This is a genomic window from Pantoea sp. ABR1s (assembly GCF_057812235.1).
The window spans coordinates 1,124,875-1,144,444 of sequence record NZ_CM173823.1 but is presented as its reverse complement, the minus strand read 5'-3'; the positions used below and the strand labels follow the sequence as shown (position 1 = coordinate 1,144,444).

The 19,570-nt window shown below is 55.6% G+C and carries 20 protein-coding genes; 7 read left to right on the top strand and 13 right to left on the bottom strand.

The annotated features are described in order from the left end of the window. Positions 1 to 12 precede the first annotated feature (12 nt). The 3 genes from ACXKZD_RS05365 to zipA form a co-directional block, all read right to left on the bottom strand. Positions 13 to 231, bottom strand: a complete 219-nt coding sequence (locus ACXKZD_RS05365) for a DUF3820 family protein (RefSeq protein ID WP_003848878.1) — start codon at positions 229 to 231, stop codon at positions 13 to 15. Further along, entirely contained in the window at positions 224 to 2,251 is a 2,028-nt protein-coding gene (ligA, locus tag ACXKZD_RS05360; protein ID WP_010259887.1) for an NAD-dependent DNA ligase LigA, read from the bottom strand. The genes ACXKZD_RS05365 and ligA overlap by 8 nt, the downstream gene beginning before the upstream one ends. Positions 2,252 to 2,327: 76 nt before the next feature. Then, positions 2,328 to 3,326, bottom strand: coding sequence for a cell division protein ZipA (zipA, locus tag ACXKZD_RS05355; protein ID WP_029519439.1), 999 nt, complete (start codon positions 3,324 to 3,326; stop codon positions 2,328 to 2,330). 218 nt (positions 3,327 to 3,544) lie between these two features. Here zipA and cysZ point away from each other — a divergent pair, with 218 nt between their 5' ends. The 5 genes from cysZ (at position 3,545) to crr (ending at position 8,499) form a co-directional block, all read left to right on the top strand. After that, positions 3,545 to 4,312, top strand: a complete 768-nt coding sequence (gene cysZ, locus ACXKZD_RS05350) for a sulfate transporter CysZ (protein ID WP_488981916.1) — start codon at positions 3,545 to 3,547, stop codon at positions 4,310 to 4,312. Between the two features lie 141 nt (positions 4,313 to 4,453). Then, positions 4,454 to 5,422 (top strand): cysteine synthase A, encoded by a 969-nt coding sequence (gene cysK, locus ACXKZD_RS05345; protein ID WP_010259895.1) that lies wholly within the window; start codon positions 4,454 to 4,456, stop codon positions 5,420 to 5,422. Between the two features lie 387 nt (positions 5,423 to 5,809). Next, complete coding sequence (gene ptsH / locus ACXKZD_RS05340) at positions 5,810 to 6,067, top strand: phosphocarrier protein Hpr (protein WP_003848868.1); 258 nt, start codon at positions 5,810 to 5,812, stop codon at positions 6,065 to 6,067. A 161-nt stretch (positions 6,068 to 6,228) separates the two neighbouring features. After that, positions 6,229 to 7,956: a phosphoenolpyruvate-protein phosphotransferase PtsI gene (gene ptsI / locus ACXKZD_RS05335; protein ID WP_010259908.1), complete on the top strand. Its 1,728-nt coding sequence runs from the start codon at positions 6,229 to 6,231 to the stop codon at positions 7,954 to 7,956. A 42-nt stretch (positions 7,957 to 7,998) separates the two neighbouring features. Continuing rightward, positions 7,999 to 8,499, top strand: coding sequence for a PTS glucose transporter subunit IIA (crr, locus tag ACXKZD_RS05330; RefSeq protein ID WP_010259911.1), 501 nt, complete (start codon positions 7,999 to 8,001; stop codon positions 8,497 to 8,499). Positions 8,500 to 8,560: 61 nt separating this feature from the next. Here the strand turns inward: crr and ACXKZD_RS05325 are convergent, their stop codons facing one another. The 10 genes from ACXKZD_RS05325 to ACXKZD_RS05280 form a co-directional block, all read right to left on the bottom strand. Continuing rightward, positions 8,561 to 9,901 carry an ATP-binding protein gene (locus ACXKZD_RS05325; RefSeq protein WP_158149126.1) on the bottom strand — a complete coding sequence of 447 codons (1,341 nt, stop codon included), beginning with the start codon at positions 9,899 to 9,901 and terminating at the stop codon, positions 8,561 to 8,563. Then, complete coding sequence (locus ACXKZD_RS05320) at positions 9,898 to 10,578, bottom strand: response regulator transcription factor (RefSeq protein WP_425022206.1); 681 nt, start codon at positions 10,576 to 10,578, stop codon at positions 9,898 to 9,900. Before ACXKZD_RS05320 ends, ACXKZD_RS05325 begins: the two co-directional genes overlap by 4 nt. Positions 10,579 to 10,747: 169 nt before the next feature. Beyond that, entirely contained in the window at positions 10,748 to 11,632 is an 885-nt protein-coding gene (gene cysM / locus ACXKZD_RS05315) for a cysteine synthase CysM (RefSeq protein ID WP_010259921.1), read from the bottom strand. Between the two features lie 81 nt (positions 11,633 to 11,713). Then, positions 11,714 to 12,802, bottom strand: coding sequence for a sulfate/thiosulfate ABC transporter ATP-binding protein CysA (gene cysA / locus ACXKZD_RS05310; protein ID WP_010259925.1), 1,089 nt, complete (start codon positions 12,800 to 12,802; stop codon positions 11,714 to 11,716). Beyond that, positions 12,792 to 13,667 (bottom strand): sulfate/thiosulfate ABC transporter permease CysW, encoded by an 876-nt coding sequence (gene cysW / locus ACXKZD_RS05305; RefSeq protein WP_476098394.1) that lies wholly within the window; start codon positions 13,665 to 13,667, stop codon positions 12,792 to 12,794. Before cysW ends, cysA begins: the two co-directional genes overlap by 11 nt. After that, positions 13,667 to 14,500: a sulfate/thiosulfate ABC transporter permease CysT gene (gene cysT / locus ACXKZD_RS05300; protein WP_010259932.1), complete on the bottom strand. Its 834-nt coding sequence runs from the start codon at positions 14,498 to 14,500 to the stop codon at positions 13,667 to 13,669. The genes cysW and cysT overlap by 1 nt, the downstream gene beginning before the upstream one ends. Further along, positions 14,500 to 15,516 (bottom strand): sulfate ABC transporter substrate-binding protein, encoded by a 1,017-nt coding sequence (locus ACXKZD_RS05295; protein WP_033758584.1) that lies wholly within the window; start codon positions 15,514 to 15,516, stop codon positions 14,500 to 14,502. Before ACXKZD_RS05295 ends, cysT begins: the two co-directional genes overlap by 1 nt. A gap of 253 nt (positions 15,517 to 15,769) precedes the next feature. Continuing rightward, positions 15,770 to 16,387, bottom strand: a complete 618-nt coding sequence (locus tag ACXKZD_RS05290; protein WP_022624157.1) for an RpoE-regulated lipoprotein — start codon at positions 16,385 to 16,387, stop codon at positions 15,770 to 15,772. A 65-nt stretch (positions 16,388 to 16,452) separates the two neighbouring features. Next, entirely contained in the window at positions 16,453 to 16,920 is a 468-nt protein-coding gene (locus ACXKZD_RS05285) for a DUF2919 family protein (RefSeq protein WP_010259942.1), read from the bottom strand. Further along, positions 16,910 to 17,335: a GNAT family acetyltransferase gene (locus ACXKZD_RS05280; RefSeq protein WP_003848834.1), complete on the bottom strand. Its 426-nt coding sequence runs from the start codon at positions 17,333 to 17,335 to the stop codon at positions 16,910 to 16,912. Before ACXKZD_RS05280 ends, ACXKZD_RS05285 begins: the two co-directional genes overlap by 11 nt. Before the next feature lie 207 nt (positions 17,336 to 17,542). On the opposite strand from ACXKZD_RS05280, the gene amiA reads away from it, so the two are divergent. Both amiA and hemF read left to right on the top strand, forming a co-directional pair. After that, positions 17,543 to 18,391 (top strand): N-acetylmuramoyl-L-alanine amidase AmiA, encoded by an 849-nt coding sequence (gene amiA / locus ACXKZD_RS05275; protein ID WP_010259947.1) that lies wholly within the window; start codon positions 17,543 to 17,545, stop codon positions 18,389 to 18,391. 100 nt (positions 18,392 to 18,491) lie between these two features. Beyond that, entirely contained in the window at positions 18,492 to 19,406 is a 915-nt protein-coding gene (gene hemF / locus ACXKZD_RS05270; protein ID WP_033758587.1) for an oxygen-dependent coproporphyrinogen oxidase, read from the top strand. Positions 19,407 to 19,570: the final 164 nt, after the last annotated feature.

Here is a 19,570-nt window from a genome sequence, read left to right as displayed (position 1 = left end):
GTGCGGGCAGCGTTACTTGCGGGTCTGAAGCGGTTTAACTAACCCTTCCAGACCCTCAATTTTTATTGTCAGGGTGAGTTGCATGAGATCGCCCAGCAGACCAGACGGAAAGTCCCCGCTGCGGGCAAACCACAGCAGGTAAGGCTCAGGCAGATCGATCAGCATCCGTCCCTTATATTTGCCAAACGGCATAGGCGTATTAGCTATCGCCACCAGCTGATGTTCATCCATCTGAGGCTCCCAGCAGGCGGATCATTTCCGCTTCATCAATCACTTCAATGCCAAGCTCCGCTGCTTTCGCCAGCTTTGAACCGGCCGCTTCACCGGCAATCAGCAAATCGGTTTTCTTCGAGACACTGCCGCTGACTTTTGCGCCCAGCGCGATCAGCTGCGCTTTGGCATCATCGCGGTTCATCTGCGACAGTGAGCCGGTCAGCACCACCGTTTTACCCGCGAACGGACTGTCGATCTCTTCGGCTCTCACCACCACCACCTGCGGCCAGTGAATACCGATATCTTCGACCAGCTGGCGGATAACCTCACGGTTGCTTTCCTCTTCCATGAAGTTGCGCACGTGTGCCGCAACGACTTTGCCGACATCCGGCACTGCAATCAGCGCCTCAAGATCGGCATCCATGACCTTCTGCAACTCACCAAAATGGTTAGCCAGATTGGCAGCGGTGGCTTCACCCACTTCACGAATGCCCAGTGCATAGAGGAAACGCGCCAGCGTAGTCGATTTCGCTTTCTCCAGCGCGTCGACAACGTTTTGCGCCGATTTCGGCCCCATTCGATCCAGTCCGGTCAGTTTGCCCGCCGTGAGACGGAACAGATCCGCTGGCGTGTTGACGTACTCTTTCTCCACCAGCTGGTCGATAATCTTATCGCCCATGCCATCAACATCCAGTGCCCGTCGCGAGACAAAATGCTTCAGCGCCTCTTTGCGCTGAGCACCGCAGATTAAACCGCCCGTGCAGCGCGTGACCGATTCCCCTTCGACCCGTTCAACCTCGGAACCACAGACCGGACAGTGTGCCGGGAACAGGACTTCACGCGTCTGTTCAGGGCGCTCGGCCATCACCACGTTGACCACCTGCGGGATCACATCACCGGCGCGGCGAATAACGACCCGATCGCCGATGCGTAATCCCAGCCGCTCGATTTCATCCGCGTTATGCAGCGTGGCATTGCTGACGATAACGCCCGCGACCTGCACCGGCTCAAGGCGAGCCACCGGTGTGATAGCCCCGGTGCGGCCAACCTGAAATTCGACGTCCCGCACCCAGGTCAGTTGTTCCTGTGCCGGGAATTTAAAGGCAATCGCCCAGCGCGGCGCGCGCGCCACAAAGCCCAGCTTTTCCTGCAGTTCCTGTGAATCGACTTTGATCACCACGCCATCAATATCAAAACCCAGATTCGGACGCTGTTGTTCAATATCACGATAGAAGGCCAGGGCTTCTTCTGCGTTGTGCACCAGCTTAATGCGGTCGCTGACCGGCAGGCCCCAGGCTTTAAACTGTTGCAGACGCCCCATGTGACTGTGCGGCATCTCACCGCCTTCCAGCAGGCCAAAACCGTAGCAGAAGAAGGTCAGCGGACGTTTGGCGGTAATGCGCGGATCCAGCTGACGCAGAGAACCGGCTGCTGCATTGCGCGGATTAGCAAAGACTTTGCCATCAGTCCGGCGTGCTTCCTCATTCAGCTTTTCAAAGCCGCGCTGCGTCATAAATATTTCGCCACGCACTTCCAGCCGTGCCGGAATGTTGTCGCCTTTAAGCCGCAGCGGGATAGCGCGAATGGTGCGGACATTGGCGGTAATGTTCTCGCCGGTTGTGCCGTCACCGCGCGTTGCGGCCTGGACCAGCAGACCATTTTCATACATCAGGCTGACCGCAGCGCCATCGAGCTTGAGTTCACAGCAGTAGGTTATGTCGTCACTGCTTTTCAGGCGATCCTGCACCCGCTTGTTGAAAGCCATAAACGTGGCTTCATCAAAGGCGTTATCCAGCGACAGCATCGGGACTTCATGGCGCACCTGCTCGAAGACCGTCAGCGGCGCGGCACCCACGCGTTGTGTCGGCGAGTCTGGCGTAATGAGATCCGGGTGCTCCTCCTCCAGCTGACGCAGTTCACGCATCAGACGATCGTATTCAGCATCCGGCACTTCCGGCGCATCCATAACGTGATAGAGATATTCATGATGGCGCAACGTGGTGCGCAGTTCGGTGATGTGATCCTGGACGGATTTCATAAAGCCCCATCAGATAAAAAACCCCCGACAGGCGGGGGTTTGTTTTTAACAATTCAGATAGCGTTTAGCGCAGGTCTCAGACGCCAACCACATCGCGGATACGCGCTTTGTAAGTTTCCAGCTTCTGTGGCGTCATCATGCGACGCTCATCATCCAGCACCACGCCACCTACATCATCAGCGATACGCTGAGCCGACTGCAGCATCAGCTTGAAGTTCTGATTCGCATCGCCATAAGAAGGCACCATCATAAAGATAGAGATGCCAGGCGTGCTGAAATCGGTCATCAGGTCAGGATTGAATGAGCCCGGCTTAACCATATTGGCCAGACTGAACAATACAGGGCCGCTGCCAGCCGGACTGAGATGACGATGGAAAATGTTCATTTCACCAAACTGGAAGCCCGCCTGGAGAATACCCTGCAGTAGGGCCTCACCGTTCAGTTCACCGCCCGAGTGTGCGGCAACATGCAGCACCAGTACCGCTTCTTTCGGTTTTTCCGCTGGCGCTTTAGCAGCAGGCTGTGCTGGCGCGGGCGCCGATGTCACTTCAGGCTGCGGCTCAGGTTCTGCCTGGTACTGCGGTGCTGGCTGTACAGATTCCAGCGGGTCGAGATCCAGCAGTGGGTCGGCCTGAACGGGCGGCGCGACAAAAGTGGGTGCGGGCTGCTGACGAACCGGTTCAGGGCGCGACTGCGGAGCAGGCTGCGGTGCCGTGTTAAAAAGCGGGTCGCTTTCAGGTTCGGGTTGCGGTGCGGGTCGTGGCGCAGGCTGACGCACAGGCTCAGCGGGCGCAGGCTTACGCGGCGCTTCTGGCTGTGGCTCGCGAATCTCATCGAAACGCGGTTCCTGATGTACGTTGCGATCAGAACGAACGCGAACCTCGCCGACGCCATCATCCTCGTCGTCAATCAGGTCCTGCTCATCATTTTCATCACGTTGTTTTAGACGTTTGTGCGGGCGATCGCGGAACACTGACGAACGCTCTTTACGGCTGGTCCACAGCCCGTGAAGAAGGAGCGCTATAATGGCGATCGCGCCAACAACGATTAATATCAGACGCAAATCCTGCATCATTGTATTCTCTGTTGTTCCAATACCTTGCCACCGCGGCAAACTTTATCCTCTAACTGTATTTGCCCTGCTACACAAGTGCAAGTCTGTGCACTATTTTCTGACAAATAAGATAGGCAACCCACGCTTTTTCGCTGTTTTTTTACCCAAACGGCACCTGGCCTGGAGAAAAAGCCAGGTTATAGTGGGCGCGCCTTAACATCTTCAGGAGAACTGGCTTTATGGCCATTGAGAATTCCGTCTCAAATTTTAACGGCATGCACTACTTTAGCCAGGGCTGGAAACTGGTACGTCTGCCTGGCATTCGCCGCTTTGTGCTGATGCCGTTGCTGATCAATATCGTGATGCTGGGTGGCGCTTTCATCTGGCTGTTCTATCGTCTTGGTGACTGGATCCCGCGTCTGATGGCCCATATTCCGGACTGGCTGCAGTGGCTGAGCTATCTGTTATGGCCGCTGTCGGTGATTGCGATTGTGCTGGTGTTTAGCTACTTCTTTTCGACCCTGGCAAACTTAATTGCCGCTCCGTTTTGCGGCCTGCTGGCCGAGCAACTGGAAGGCCGCCTGACAGGCAAGCCCCTGCCGGACAGCGGCTGGGCTGGGATGATTAAGGATGTGCCGCGCATCATGAAGCGCGAGCTGCAAAAACTGGGTTATTACCTGCCCCGCGCGCTGGGACTGCTGCTGCTCTACTTTATTCCTGGCTTTGGCCAGACCGTTGCGCCGGTGCTGTGGTTCCTGTTCAGCGCCTGGATGTTGTCCATCCAGTATTGCGACTATCCGTTCGATAACCACAAAGTGCCGTTTCAGCAGATGCGCAACGCCCTGCGTCAGCACAAAACGGCCAATATGCAGTTTGGCGCGCTAATCAGTCTGTTCACCATGATCCCGGTTCTGAACCTCGTGATCATGCCGGTTGCCGTCTGCGGTGCCACCGCCATGTGGGTTGATCGCTACCGGCCAACGCTGGTACGTGATGAGTTGCGCTAAATTCATCAGTGCGCCTTATGCTCTTTTTAACAGGGCTTATTGCCGGGCGACATATAGATATACGATTTCTTTCCTTCCGCCACCAGGCAGAAAAGGTATGCTCATAGGGTTCCCAATAATTCATACAGTTAAGGACAGGCTATGAGTAAGATCTATGAAGACAACTCTTTGACAATTGGTCATACGCCATTGGTTCGACTGAACCGCATCGGTAACGGCCGCATCCTTGCGAAAGTTGAATCCCGTAACCCGAGCTTCAGCGTAAAATGCCGTATCGGTGCCAATATGATTTGGGACGCAGAAAAACGCGGTATTCTGAAACCGGGTGTTGAACTGGTTGAACCGACCAGCGGCAACACCGGTATTGCTCTGGCCTATGTCGCCGCAGCGCGCGGTTATAAATTAACGCTGACGATGCCAGAAACCATGTCAGTGGAGCGCCGTAAGTTGCTGAAGGCGCTGGGCGCGACGCTGATACTGACCGAAGGCGCCAAAGGCATGAAAGGTGCCATCAGCAAAGCTGAAGAGGTTGTTGCCAGCAATCCGGATAAATATGTGCTGCTGCAGCAGTTCAGCAACCCGGCCAACCCGGAAATCCATGAAAAGACCACCGGCCCGGAAATCTGGGAAGACACGGACGGCGAAGTGGATGTCTTTATTGCCGGTGTCGGCACCGGCGGTACGCTGACCGGCGTGAGCCGCTACATCAAAAACACCAAAGGCAAAAAAGATCTGATTACCGTCGCGGTTGAGCCGACCGATTCCCCGGTGATTGCTCAGGCGCTGGCGGGCGATGAGATCAAGCCCGGCCCACACAAAATTCAGGGTATCGGCGCAGGCTTTATCCCGGGCAACCTTGAGCTGAATCTGGTGGACCGCGTCGTGGCCATCACCAATGAAGAGGCGATCAGTACGGCGCGTCGGCTGATGGAAGAGGAAGGTATTCTGGCCGGTATCTCATCCGGTGCTGCCGTTGCCGCGGCGCTGAAGCTGCAGGAAGATGAAGCCTTCGCCAACAAAAATATTGTGGTGATCCTCCCCTCCTCCGGTGAACGCTATCTGAGTACCGCCTTGTTTGCCGATCTCTTCACTGAAAAAGAGCTTCAGTAGCAGAGGCCGATAGTCCGAAAATGGAGAAAAAAGCACCCAATCGGGTGCTTTTTTGTGGTGCAGATCTCACTTTCATCACCCGGCAGATTGATTTCAGTGACGCCGCTCTGGTATTTAGACTGCCAATTATTTCGATGCCTGAAATTAATCCGCGTTTGAAGTGGATCAAGCTGAATCGATTTACGGATTCAGTGAAACGGCGAATCACGGCATAATTAACCGGTGACGTGTAGAATCGGTTTTGAGACGCAACGGACTGTAGATTTGACGCATGCGCGTCTTTGGTCAGCATGAAGCTATACCCGCGCACCTACACAGGCTAAAGTAAAGGCTCCAGGCTAGACTTTAGATCCATAACACTCATCCTGATAACGTTGGGGAAATAGAATGTTCCAGCAAGAAGTTACCATTACTGCACCAAACGGTCTGCACACTCGCCCAGCTGCGCAATTCGTTAAAGAAGCCAAAGCTTTCCAGTCAGAAATTACCGTGACCTCTAACGGTAAATCAGCGAGCGCGAAGAGCCTGTTCAAGCTGCAGACACTGGGTTTAACCCAGGGAACGGTTGTGACCCTTTCCGCGGAAGGTGAAGACGAGCAGAAAGCAGTTGAGCATCTGGTCAAACTGATGGCTGAACTGGAGTAATCTCCGCTCAGCTCTCCAGCAAATCGACTCCTCTGCGCCATTGAGTGCAAACATCTTGATCGCGGACAACCTGTCCGCGTTATTGCTTTCGTAGAGTACGTGTCCCGCGACAATGGCACCGCACAGAGTCCCATCAGCCATCGTGATTAAAAGGTAGCGTTATGATTTCAGGCATTTTAGCATCACCAGGTATCGCTTTCGGCAAAGCACTGCTGCTGAAAGAAGACGAGATCGTCATCAACCGCAAGAAAATTTCTGATGACCAGGTTGAGCAGGAAGTTCAGCGCTTCCTCGATGGCCGCAGCAAAGCGGCATTACAACTGGAAGCGATTCGCGTCAAAGCGGGTGAAACCCTCGGTGAAGAGAAAGCAGCAATCTTCGAAGGCCACATTATGTTGCTGGAAGATGAAGAGCTGGAGCAGGAAATCATCGACCTGATCAAAAAAGATCACGCTTCTGCCGATGCTGCTGCTTACTCCGTTATCGATGGCCAGGCGAAAGCACTGGAGGAGTTAGATGACGAATATCTGAAAGAGCGTGCGGCTGACGTACGTGACATCGGTAAACGTCTGCTGCAAAACATCCTCGGTCTGCATATCGTTGACCTGAGCGCTATTCCGGACGAATCCATTCTGGTGGCAAAAGATTTAACGCCGTCAGAAACCGCACAGCTGAACCTGAAGAAGGTGCTGGGCTTTATCACCGATCTGGGTGGCCGTACCTCACATACCTCAATCATGGCGCGCTCGCTGGAGATCCCAGCCATTGTCGGTACCGGCAATGTGACCGTCACGGTTAAAAATGGCGATTTCCTGATTCTGGATGGCGTTAACAATGCGATTCACGTCAATCCTTCAGAAGCGATTCAGGAAGAGCTGAAAGCCGTACAGAACCAGTATCTGTCGGAAAAACATGAATTAGCTAAGCTGAAAGATCTGCCAGCCGTTACGCTGGATGGTCATCAGGTTGAAGTCTGCGCCAACATCGGTACTGTGCGCGATATCGCCGGTGCTGAACGTAACGGCGCTGAAGGCGTGGGTCTCTACCGCACCGAATTCCTGTTTATGGATCGTGACTCACTGCCAAGCGAAGAAGAGCAGTTCCAGGCGTACAAAGCCGTCGCTGAAGCCATGGGTTCACAGGCCGTTATCGTGCGTACCATGGACATCGGCGGCGACAAAGATCTGCCTTACATGAACCTGCCAAAAGAAGAGAACCCGTTCCTCGGCTGGCGCGCTATCCGTATCGCCATGGACCGCAAAGAGATTCTGCATGCGCAGCTGCGTGCCATCCTGCGCGCCTCCTCTTTCGGTAAACTGCGCATTATGTTCCCGATGATTATTTCGGTTGAAGAAGTACGCAGCCTGAAAGCGGAACTGGAACTGCTGAAAGCGCAGTTGCGTGAAGAAGGTAAAGCCTTTGATGAGAGCATCGAAGTCGGCATCATGGTGGAAACCCCGGCTTCAGCCGTGATTGCTCATCATCTGGCGAAGGAAGTCGACTTCTTCAGTATTGGGACAAACGATCTGACGCAGTATACTCTGGCGGTCGATCGTGGTAATGATTTGATCTCGCACCTGTACAACCCAATGGCGCCGTCTGTGCTTAACTTAATCAAGCAAGTCATTGATGCATCTCACGCTGAAGGTAAATGGACCGGCATGTGTGGTGAGCTGGCAGGTGATGAACGTGCTACACTACTTTTACTGGGAATGGGGCTGGACGAGTTCAGCATGAGTGCCATTTCTATCCCTGGCATCAAGAAAATCATTCGTAATACTAATTTTGAAGATGCGAAGGCATTGGCGGAGCAGGCACTGGCTCAACCGACAGCGGAAGATTTAATGAACCTGGTAAACAAGTTCATTAAGGAAAAAACGCTCTGCTAATCCGCATGATGCTGGCCCCAAATTACTGCTTAGGAGAAGATCATGGGTTTGTTTTCTAAACTTTTTGGCGAAAAAACGGATAGCGCTGGGACAATTGACATCGTAGCGCCTCTGTCAGGCGAAATCGTGAACATTGAAGACGTACCAGATGTGGTGTTTGCAGAAAAAATCGTGGGCGACGGTATTGCGATCAAGCCCAGCGGCAACAAAATGGTTGCTCCTGTTGATGGTACTATCGGTAAGATTTTTGAAACCAATCACGCTTTTTCGATCGAATCAGACAATGGCATTGAGCTGTTCGTCCACTTCGGTATCGATACGGTTGAACTGAAAGGTGAAGGCTTCAAACGCATCGCTGAAGAAGGCCAGAAGGTCAAAAAAGGCGACGTGGTTATCGAGTTCGACCTGCCGTTGCTGGAAGAGAAAGCGAAATCAACCCTGACACCGGTTGTCATCTCCAACATGGATGAAATCAAGGAATTGATTAAGCTGACTGGCCAGGTCACCGTCGGCGAAACGCCGGTGATTCGCATCAGAAAGTAAGCATTCGTTCATAACATAACGGCACCCGCGGGTGCCGTTATCGTTTCTGCTGTATGCCTGTTCAGGGCTGCCAGTGCGGCAGACGCAGCGTCAGTTCCAGTCCGCCTTCTGGCCGGTTTCTTGCCTCGACCTCACCATGATGCGCCAGCACCACCTTGCGCACGATAGCCAGTCCCAGACCATAACCTTTGCCCATCAGCGGCGAATTCACCCGCACAAACGGGTCAAAGATGCTGGAGAGTTTATCCTCATCGACACCCGGCCCCTGATCGCGCACCTGAATCACCAGCCACTGCTGTTCTGCGCGCAGATGAACATCAATCCGCTGCCCTGGCAGAGAGAAGCGCAGCGCGTTGCGTAATACATTCTCTGCTCCGCGCCGTATCAGCTCTGCATTGCCCCGCACGGTGTAATCAGCCCGATCGTCGACCTGCAACTCTACCTGCACGCCTGGGATCTGCGCTTCATAACGGACATCGGTAATAACCGCCTGCAGCAAGCCGGTCAGATCAAAATATTGCTCATCCGGGATGCTTTCATGCTCAGCCCGCGACAGTGTCAGCAGTTCACCGATCATCTTGTCCAGCCGACGCGCCTCTTCATCAATGCGATCAAGCGAACTATTCACACTTTCTGGCGTCTGTCTGGCCAGCCCGGTCGCCAGCTGCAGTCGCGCCAGCGGTGAACGAAGCTCATGTGAGATATCATGCAACAGTTCTTCACGGGCGCGCACCAGGGTATCGAGCCGCTCGACCATGGCGTCAAAGGCTTCAGCGACGTTTGAGATCTCGTCGTGGCGCTTACGCATGATCGGAAACAGCCGCACGCTTAAATCGCCCTCAGCCACGCGGGAAAATCCTTCCCGCAGCTGACGCATAGGTCGCGTCAGATTCCAGGCCAGAAGCAGACTGAACAGCAATCCCACCGAGCCGGCGAAGACAAACATCGGCTCAGGAATATTCAGAAATTTTCGCGGCATCATGTTCAGCGTGCTGTCTTTACGCATGCCATCCAGGTCGTAGCGCAGCTGATAGGCTTTGCCATCCGCGCCGCGAACCCAGCGCACCACCTCTTCAGGAAAACGCCCTCTGATATCCAGGTTGCCGCTGTTTTCTGATTGTGACGGTTTTGTATGTTGGGTGACGTGGAAGAACTGCCGGTCGCTGTTATCCCAGTCCGAGAGCATCGCATTCAGCGCATCAGGCCCGCCCCGCTCCAGCACTGACGCGGCGGAGGTCATCTGCAGATCCACAATACGACGGATAGCCACGAGTTCAGGCGGTTCATGCCGTTTACCGGAGAGCGTAAAGCCGAGCCAGATAAGCTGGCTCATAATGACGAAAACGATCCAGAAGCCGATAAAGATCTTCCAGAACATGCGTCCACGGTAACTCTGCTTCATCGAATACGGTAACCGATGCTGCGAACGGTTTCGATGTTGATGCTGTCAGCGGTTAATGCACTGAGCTTCTGACGAATGTTACTGATATGCACATCGACGCTGCGGTCATAGGCTTCACGCGGACGACCGAGTCCCTTTTCGGAGAGCTCATCTTTTGACACCACTCTGTCCGGCGCACGCAGCAGCAGATCCAGCAGATTAAATTCCGACGCCGTCAGATCAAAGGTTTTACCCTGCCATTCGCTGATGCGGGTGGCGGGATTAAGTATCAGCTCTCCCCAGCGCAGCGGCTCTCTGGCGTCTGGCTGCGGTGCCTGCTCTTCGAAACGGCGTAATACGGCGCGCAGTCGCGCCACCAGCTCTCGGGGATAGCAGGGCTTGGGCATATAGTCATCCGCGCCCATCTCCAGACCGATCACGCGATCAATATTATCGCCTTTGGCGGTCAGCATAATCACCGGTATCCGGCTGTTCTGGCGCACCTGACGCAACACATCAATGCCGCTCATGTCGGGCAGCATAATGTCCAGAATCATGGCGGTGAACTCTCCCGATAACGCGCCCTGCACGCCGGCGCTGCCGGTCAGAACCAGCTGAGCATCAAACCCTTCCCCGATCAGGTACTGGCTTAACATCGTGCCTAATTCAACATCATCATCAACAAGCAAAATTTTCATGGTTATCTCTCTGGAGAATTGCCGCTATTTTGTCCTGTGCTGAACATTCGCGCAGCCTGATTTACGCGATCCTTACAGATTCAGTCTGTCTGGCACCGAAAATTGTGGTTAAAAAAAAGGCCTGTGGGCAGTAAATGCTCGCACAGGCCTGATTCCGCATCAGCAGAAGTTACTGATGGTAGAGTCCGGTAGAGAGATAACGGTCACCGCGATCGCAGGCGATCGCCACCACCACGCTGCCAGGATTGGCCTGCGCAATGCGCAGCGCACCCGCCACCGCGCCGCCTGAACTGACGCCACAGAAAATGCCTTCACGGCGTGCCAGCGCCCGCATCGTCTCTTCCGCTTCCTTTTGCGTCATATCCATCACATCATCCACCAGATCGGGACGGTAGATCCCCGGCAGATAGGCCAGCGGCCAGCGACGAATACCCGGAATACTGCTGCCTTCGCTGGGCTGCAAACCGATCACCTGCACGCCCGTATTAAGCTCTTTCAGATAACGCCCCACGCCGGTAATGGTGCCGGTGGTGCCCATGCTGGAGACAAAATGAGTCATGCGCTGGTTCGACTGCTGCCACAATTCCGGGCCGGTGGTCTGATAGTGACCCAGCGGATTATCGGGATTATTAAACTGGTCCAGCACCCGGCCTTCACCGCGCGCCGCCATCGCCTGGGCCAGATCGCGTGCGCCCTCCATGCCCTGTTCACGTGGCACCAGGATTAACTCTGCGCCATAGGCGCGCATCGCGTCCTGCCGCTCCTGACTCATGTTGTCGGGCATCAGCAGGCGAAGTCGGTAGCCTTTCATCGCCGCGATCATCGCCAGCGCAATCCCGGTGTTGCCGCTGGTAGCTTCAATCAGCTGATCGCCAGGTGCAATATCACCACGCAGCTCCGCCTGATTGATCATCGACCAGGCCGCGCGATCTTTTACCGAACCTGCCGGATTATTGCCTTCCAGCTTGAGCCAGACCTCGCTGCCGTTGGCGGGCGTCAGGCGCTGCAACTTAATCAGCGGGGTATTGCCGATGGTATTTTCGAGAGTCGTCACGGTGCGGTTCCTGGCATCTTACAAACCAGATGCGAAAAAAAGGCGGGAGTGTCACTCCCGCCCGGTGTTGAAGAGAAAATATCAGGCGCTTTGTGCAAAGGCAACTGCGCGCAGTGGCGTATCGCCCTTATAGAGACGCGCCTGCTGCAAGCCAACAAACAGACGCTCGCCGCGAATCGGCGCTGTCTGCTCACCTTCAAACACCACCGAGACCGGCTCGCTTTGCCAGCCTGCAGGCTGGACGACCAGCTGCCAGAAGTGTCCACGCGGGCTCACTTCCAGTACCTGTACCGGCAGCGGGGTTTCCAGACTGCTGCGGCGTGACACGTCGATTTCCCACGGACGCAGGAACAGCTCAACCGCGCCCTGGTGGGCCGAGGTATAGCCCAGCGGCCAGTGGTGCGCGCCAACGTGGAACTGTGATCCCTGAATCTCGCCATCAAAGCGGTTCACTTCACCCAGGAATTCCAGCACAAAACGGGTCGCCGGATCGCGCCACACATCATCTGGCGTGCCGACCTGCTCGATGTTGCCCTGGCTCATCACCACCACGCGATCTGCCACTTCCATCGCCTCTTCCTGGTCGTGGGTGACAAACACGCTGGTGAATTTCAGCTCTTCATGCAGCTGACGCAGCCAGCGGCGCAGCTCTTTACGCACCTGAGCATCCAGCGCGCCAAAAGGTTCGTCCAGCAGCAGAATCTGTGGTTCAACCGCTAACGCACGCGCCAGCGCCACACGCTGTTTCTGGCCGCCCGACAGCTGTGCCGGGAAGCGATTCGCCAGATGAGCCAGCTGCACCATCTCCAGCAGACGGGTAACACGCTGTTTGATCTCCGCCGTTGAAGGACGCTCACGACGTGGCAGCACGGTCAGGCCAAAGGCGATGTTGTCGAATACCGTCATATGACGGAACAGCGCGTAGTGCTGGAAGACAAAACCGACCTGACGATCGCGAGCATGCAGGCGGCTGACATCGTTGCCATGAAAACGGATGTGACCGCTGTTCTGATGCTCCAGCCCGGCAATGATGCGCAGCAGCGTGGTTTTACCCGAGCCTGATGGGCCAAGCAGCGCCACCATTTCACCCGAGGCAATATCCAGAGAGATATCGTTCAGCACCGATGTGCGACCAAAGGATTTGTTGATCTTGTTAATCTCAATGCTCATGATTTCCCTCCTGTTGCAGGCGTTTGTGCTGTTGCTCTAAACGCCACTGCACAATGCTTTTCAGAAACAGCGTCACAATTGCCATCAGGGTTAACAGGGCGGCCGCGGTGAATGCGCCAACGGTGTTGTAGTCCTGATGCAATAATTCAACCTGAAGCGGTAATGTGTAGGTCTCACCGCGAATCGATCCCGATACCACCGAGACCGCACCAAATTCACCAATCGCACGGGCGTTGGTCAGCACGATGCCATACAGCAGCGCCCAGCGAATGTTCGGCAGCGTTACGCGGCAGAACATCTGCCAGCCAGAGGCGCCCAGCAGCACCGCCGCTTCATCTTCATGACTGCCCTGACTCAGCATCACCGGGACCAGTTCGCGCACCACAAACGGACAGGTCACAAACACCGTCGCCAGCACCATGCCAGGCCAGGCAAACATAATCTGGATGTTATGCGCATCCAGCCAGCCGCCTGCCGGGCCATTAACGCCCCAGAACAGCAGATACATCAGACCGGCCACAACCGGCGACACGGCAAAAGGAATATCAAACAGGGTCAGCAGCAACTGACGCCCCGGAAAGGTGAAGCGCGTCACCAGCCAGGCGAGCAGCGTGCCGAACACCAGGTTAACCGGTACGGTGATCAACGCCACCATCACGGTCAGCCAGATGGCGTGCAGCATGTCCGGATCCGCCAGATTGCTGAGAGCGACAATGAGCCCCTGATTCAGCGCTTCCCAGAAGATGGAGGCCATCGGCACCACCAGCAGCAGAATCGAGATCAGCGCGCCGATACTAATCAGCAGCCACTTGCCCCAGTTCACTGGCTGACGTGCAGCGTGATTAATCTGTGAAACCTCAGCCATTAGTGACCTCCCAGACGACGGCCAAAGCGGCTCTGTAATGTGTTAATCGCAAATAACAGAATCAGCGATGCCGCCAGGATCACCGAGGCGATGGCGCTGGCCGCCGGATAGTCGAACTCCTGCAGCCGGACAAAAATCATCAGTGAGGTGACTTCCGTTTTCCAGGCGATGTTACCGGCAATAAAGATCACCGCACCAAATTCACCCAGGCTGCGGGTAAAGGAGAGCGCCGTTCCGGCCAGCAGCGCCGGTGCCACTTCCGGCAACACGACGCGGCGGAAGCTCTGCCACGGCGTAGCACCCAGCGTTTCGGCCGCCTCTTCATACTCCGGGCCTAACTCTTCCAGCACCGGCTGTACGGTACGCACCACAAACGGAATGCTGGTAAAGGCCATGGCGATGGCGATACCAATCCAGGTATAGGAAATTTTGATGTCGAACTGAGCGAACCACTGTCCATACCAGCCGTTGACCGAAAAGAGTCCGGCCAGGGTCAGACCCGCCACCGCCGTAGGCAGTGCAAACGGCAGATCCATCAGGCCATCCAGCAGCGTCCGGCCCGGAAAACGGTAACGGGTCAGGATCCATGCCATCAGCATGCCGAACACCGCATTAAACAGTGAGGCGACGCCTGCAGAGAGCAGCGTTACTTTATAGGCGGCAATCAGCTGCGGATTGGTCACCACATCCCAGTACTGTTGCAGCGTCATCTGCGACAGCTGCATGATCACCGCGCTGATAGGCAGCAGCAGAATCAGACAGGTAAAGAGCAGACTGGTGCCGAGGCTGAGACCAAAGCCGGGCAACACGCGTTTCTGGCTGGCTGCAAACATTATCCGCGCCCCGCCGCTAACAACTTATCAAGCTCACCGCCGCTGACGAAGTGCGTCTTCATCACCTTATCCCAGCCGCCAAACGCCTCTTCCACCCGGAACAGGCTGGTCTGCGGGAAGCGATCTTTCTGCTCCGCCATCAGCTGTGCATTGTTCACGCGATAGTAGTAGTGAGTAATAATATTCTGCGCTTCAGGTGTATAGAGATAGTTCAGATAAGCGCTGGCCGCATCAGCGGTTTTATTGGTGGCGACGTTTTTATCCACCCATGCCACCGGAAACTCCGCCAGAATGTTGGTTTTCGGCACCACCACTTCATACTCATCTTTGCCGTACTGGTTGCGGATGTTATTCACTTCGGACTCAAAGCTAATTAATACGTCGCCCAGGCCACGCTCAGCAAAGGTCGTGGTGGCACCGCGACCGCCGGTGTCGAATACTTCAACGTTTTTCAGAAATTGCGTCATAAAGGCACGGGTTTTGGCCTGATCGCCCCCGTCCGCTTTCTCCGCTGCGCCCCAGGCGGCCAGATAGGTGTAGCGGCCATTACCTGAGGTTTTCGGATTCGGGAAAATCAGCTTCACATCACTGCGGGTCAAATCTGACCAGTCGTGAATCTGTTTTGGATTCCCTTTGCGCACCAGAAACGCCATGGTGGAGTAGAAAGGCGAGCTGTTATTCGGCAGACGGCTTTTCCAGTCTGCGGCAATCAGGTTGCCTTTATCGTGCAGCACCTGCACATCCGTAACCTGATTGTACGTGACGACATCCGCGCGCAGTCCCTGCAGGATAGCCAGCGCCTGCTTCGATGAACCGGCGTGCGACATCTTAATGGTCAGTGGATCGCCGGGATGGCTGGCATCCCACTGTTTAACGAAGGGAGCATTCAGGGCGACAAACAGCTCCCGCGACACATCGTAAGAGCTATTAAGAAGTTCAGTGGCATTGGCTGCGCCGGCCAGGCTCAGCGACAACGCGATACCGCTCACGATTTTTTTCATCGCTTGTAATGTCATTTGGCACCCTGAAAAAGATTGATGCGGATCTCACCCGCTGAGGCACCAGTTTATTTATAACTCAGTGAAAACCAGTAACGGTTTTATATATCGTTTGATGATTTCAAAGTCGAAAAAAGCATAAGACGACGGCACTGTTTATGCAGAAATCAGCAAAAGCCGATAGGGAGGAGAAATCCCGTGCCGCGGGCAGCGGCAAAGGTTTTGGGAGGCTCAGCGGCCGCCTGACGGGCGGCGCGCTGAAGACGAGGGATTAACGCTGCCAGACAATCTTGCTGATTTTCCAGCTTTTCAGCGTATCGTCCGAGGGCATTAAGCCCTCCGGTCCATGCCAGTCACCCTGATAAACATAGGTCAGATGCTGACTGCCAGGCGCACGGCATGCCACGTCACGCGCATCGGTGCCGCTGGCTAAGGTGCAGTTGTCGAAGGCTTTGCTGAACTTATTACTGAAGAGATCACCCACTTTGCTGCCATCGCTGCTGGCGATTGCGCTGTCCATGACCTCAATACGTTCGACCTGCGACTGCCCGTAAATCACCAGCTTAACGTTGCCATCATCCAGCGCCTGCCAGAAAGAGACCACCTGACCATTCTGGCTGCGCATGCCCTGACGCAGGCTATAGTCACCGTTCAGTCCGGCATTAATCGCGTCCTCTTTCATGGCGGTCGAGGCAGTTAACCCACCCACACCCTGTTCTGTCGCGGTCAGCGAGGAACCGAACCAGTTCCACGGCAGCGCCGAAGACCAGTGATACGTCAGCGGATTCCACCAGCTTGCCTGCTGGCTGCTGTCAGCGCCGGAACCCGAACTGGCACAGCCGCTCAGTACAACCGCGGCGATCAGTAGCGTGGAACGAACAGCTTTCATGAGAACTCCTGTAAATGCGATGCCGGAAAGGCGGAACTTATTCGAGTCGCAAAGCGACAAAAAGTTTAGTGAAGATGATGTTCGGGCAGAAAGCAGTCGCGACAGCGGCGGCTGGATTGCAGCCAGATCAGCGCCAGCAGGTCAAAGAGCGTCAGCAGCAATGGCAGCGGTGAGGTGAGCAGATCGCCCTGCACAAACTGCATTCCCTGCCAGAGCAGATTCACCAGCAGCGACAGCGCCAGCACGCTGCGCCAGTGCTGCCAGAGTCGCGGCAGGCGGGTGCGATACCCGGTCAGCAGCAGGCCCGCCAGCGCCGGTAAACCCAGCGCAAGACCGATCCAGAACGCCTGACGATCCGGATAGAACAGCGCCAGCAGATCGTTGCCCTGCTGCCGTGACGCACCGGCCATCACCAGCAGCAGCCAGGTCCGCGCCTGGAGTAACAGGATCAGCCAAAAAAGAAACGGCAGCCGCAGCTGCCCTCTGGCGTCATACTCGTCCGGCAGATAGCCCGGTGACGGCTTAGTATTCACGATCTTCGATCAGACGTTTACCAAACAGTAGCGCATCGACCGGCTCATAATCGAGCTTCTCATAGAACGCCACGACCTGATCATTCTCTTCGCGGATCATCAGATGCAGTTTCGGACAGCCGCGCGCGATAAGCTTCTTCTCCAGACGGTTCATCAGCGCATTCGCAAAGCCGCGTCCCTGATAGTCGGGATGCACGGCCAGATAGTAAGCCGCGCCGCGATGGCCATCATAGCCGCCCATCAGTGTGCCCACGACCACGCCGCCCACTTCAGCGACCAGAAAGAGATCGGGGTCGTGATTCATTTTGCGTTCGATATCCAGCTCAGGATCGTTCCATGGCCGTAACAAATCGCAACGTTCCCATAAGGTGATCACTTCTTCAAAATCTTCCTGGCGGAAGGCGCGGATTTCCATCTTCTTTACCTGCAAATAAGCACAATTTGCTGATTATCACGCATTCTCTGCCGCACGCAACCCTCCATGACGGGCGACAAATAAAAAAGCGCAAATTTACTGTTCGCGACCTGCAATACAAAGTAATGCCCTGAAATGGTTCTGTGATCGCAGGCAGCAGCCCCTTAGGCTATAACACCGGCAAGATTCCTGTTACCGGACCCGCACATGCACCTGCTTAAACGTTTGATTCATCGCCGTCAGTTACTGCTTTCCGGGCTGGCTCTGGCCATTTTATCGCCGCGCGCGGTTCAGGCTAAAGAGCAGTCTGCGCTTACTGGTGCCAATCGTCACTCGCGCCCTGCCCCGCCCGCTAAGAACGGGAAACGTATCGTGATGATCGACCCCGGTCACGGCGGCATCGACTCTGGTGCCGTTGGCGAAGAGGGTTCAGAAGAGAAACACATCGTGCTGGAGATTGCCGGTAACGTGCAACGTCAGCTACAGAGCCATCCGCGCATAGAAGTGCGTCTGACCCGCGACAGCGACCACTTTATTCCGCTCTATCAGCGGGTGGAGATCGCCCACCAGCACGGCGCCGATCTCTTTATGTCGATTCATGCCGACGGTTTTACCAGTCCCGATGCCAGCGGTGCCTCGGTGTTTGCGCTCTCTAATCGCGGTGCCAGCAGCTCGATGGCGCGTTATCTGTCACAGCGGGAGAACGATGCGGATAAGCTGGGTGGCGTGAAAGCGCAGCAGCAGGATCACTATCTGCAGCAGATCCTGTTCGATCTGGTGCAGACAGACACCATCAAAAACAGCCTGACGCTGGGCAAGCATGTACTGGATCAGATCCGCCCGGTTCATCATCTTCACAGCCAGCACACCGAGCAGGCTGCCTTTGCGGTACTCAAGTCACCGTCGATCCCCTCGGTGCTGGTCGAGACCTCCTTTATTACTAATCCGCGTGAAGAGCAGCTGCTCGGCACCACCGCGTTTCGCCAGAAAATCGCCTCGGCTATTGCCAGCGGCATCGTCAATTACTTTGATGAGTTTGATCGGCGCAACGCCTGATGCGTGTCGCCGGTTCAGGCCGTGCGACTCGCCGCACTCATGCAAGCGGCGCGGTTTTGCGTATAATCGCGTCAGACTTTGACAAACCATAAGCGAAAAAATGGCTGATATTTCCCGCGTAAAAGCGTTCCTGCTCGCATTGCAGGATGAGATTTGTAACCAGCTGGCGGCTGAAGATGGCGGCGCAGCGTTTGCCGAAGATAGCTGGCAGCGTCCTGGCGGCGGCGGCGGTCAGAGCCGCGTCCTGCGCAACGGCGCGGTGTTTGAGCAGGCGGGCGTCAACTTTTCGCACGTGCATGGCGATCAGATGCCGGCATCCGCCACTGCACACCGGCCGGAGCTGGCGGGTCGCAGCTTTGAAGCAATGGGCGTGTCGCTGGTGATCCACCCGAACAACCCTTATGTACCTACCAGCCACGCCAACGTGCGCTTTTTTATCGCGGAAAAACCGGGTGCCGATCCCGTCTGGTGGTTTGGTGGCGGATTTGACCTGACCCCTTTTTATGGCTTCGAAGAAGATGCGCTGCACTGGCACCAGACCGCCGCTGACCTCTGCCAGCCTTTTGGCGAGGATGTCTATCCGCGCTATAAAAAGTGGTGTGATGACTATTTCTATCTGAAGCATCGTCATGAGCAGCGCGGCATTGGCGGCCTGTTTTTTGACGATCTCAATACGCCCGACTTTGAGCAGAGCTTCAGCTTTATGCAGGCGGTAGGCCGCGGCTTTATGGATGCCTATCGACCGATTGTGGCGCGCCGTAAAGATCACCCGTGGGGCGATCGTGAGCGTCAGTTCCAGCTCTACCGCCGTGGTCGCTATGTGGAGTTTAATCTGGTGTGGGACCGCGGCACGCTGTTTGGTCTGCAGACCGGCGGTCGCACTGAGTCGATCCTGATGTCGATGCCCCCGCTGGTGCGCTGGGAATATGATTATCAGCCCGATGCCGACTCACCTGAAGCCGCCCTCTATCGCGATTTCCTGCCGGTGAAGAACTGGCTGAACCTGCCAGTCTGATCGTTTCTGCCGCTGCAGCGCGCGTCTCAACCCGCGCTGCGCTTACCTCTCGCCTGATCGGCCTCTTCTTTTTTACAGGGCACAGATTGCTACAGTGTGGCCTGCGTCATTCCTCCTGACTGCTATGCTTATGGGTGGAATATGGCGCACCCCACGGTTAACAC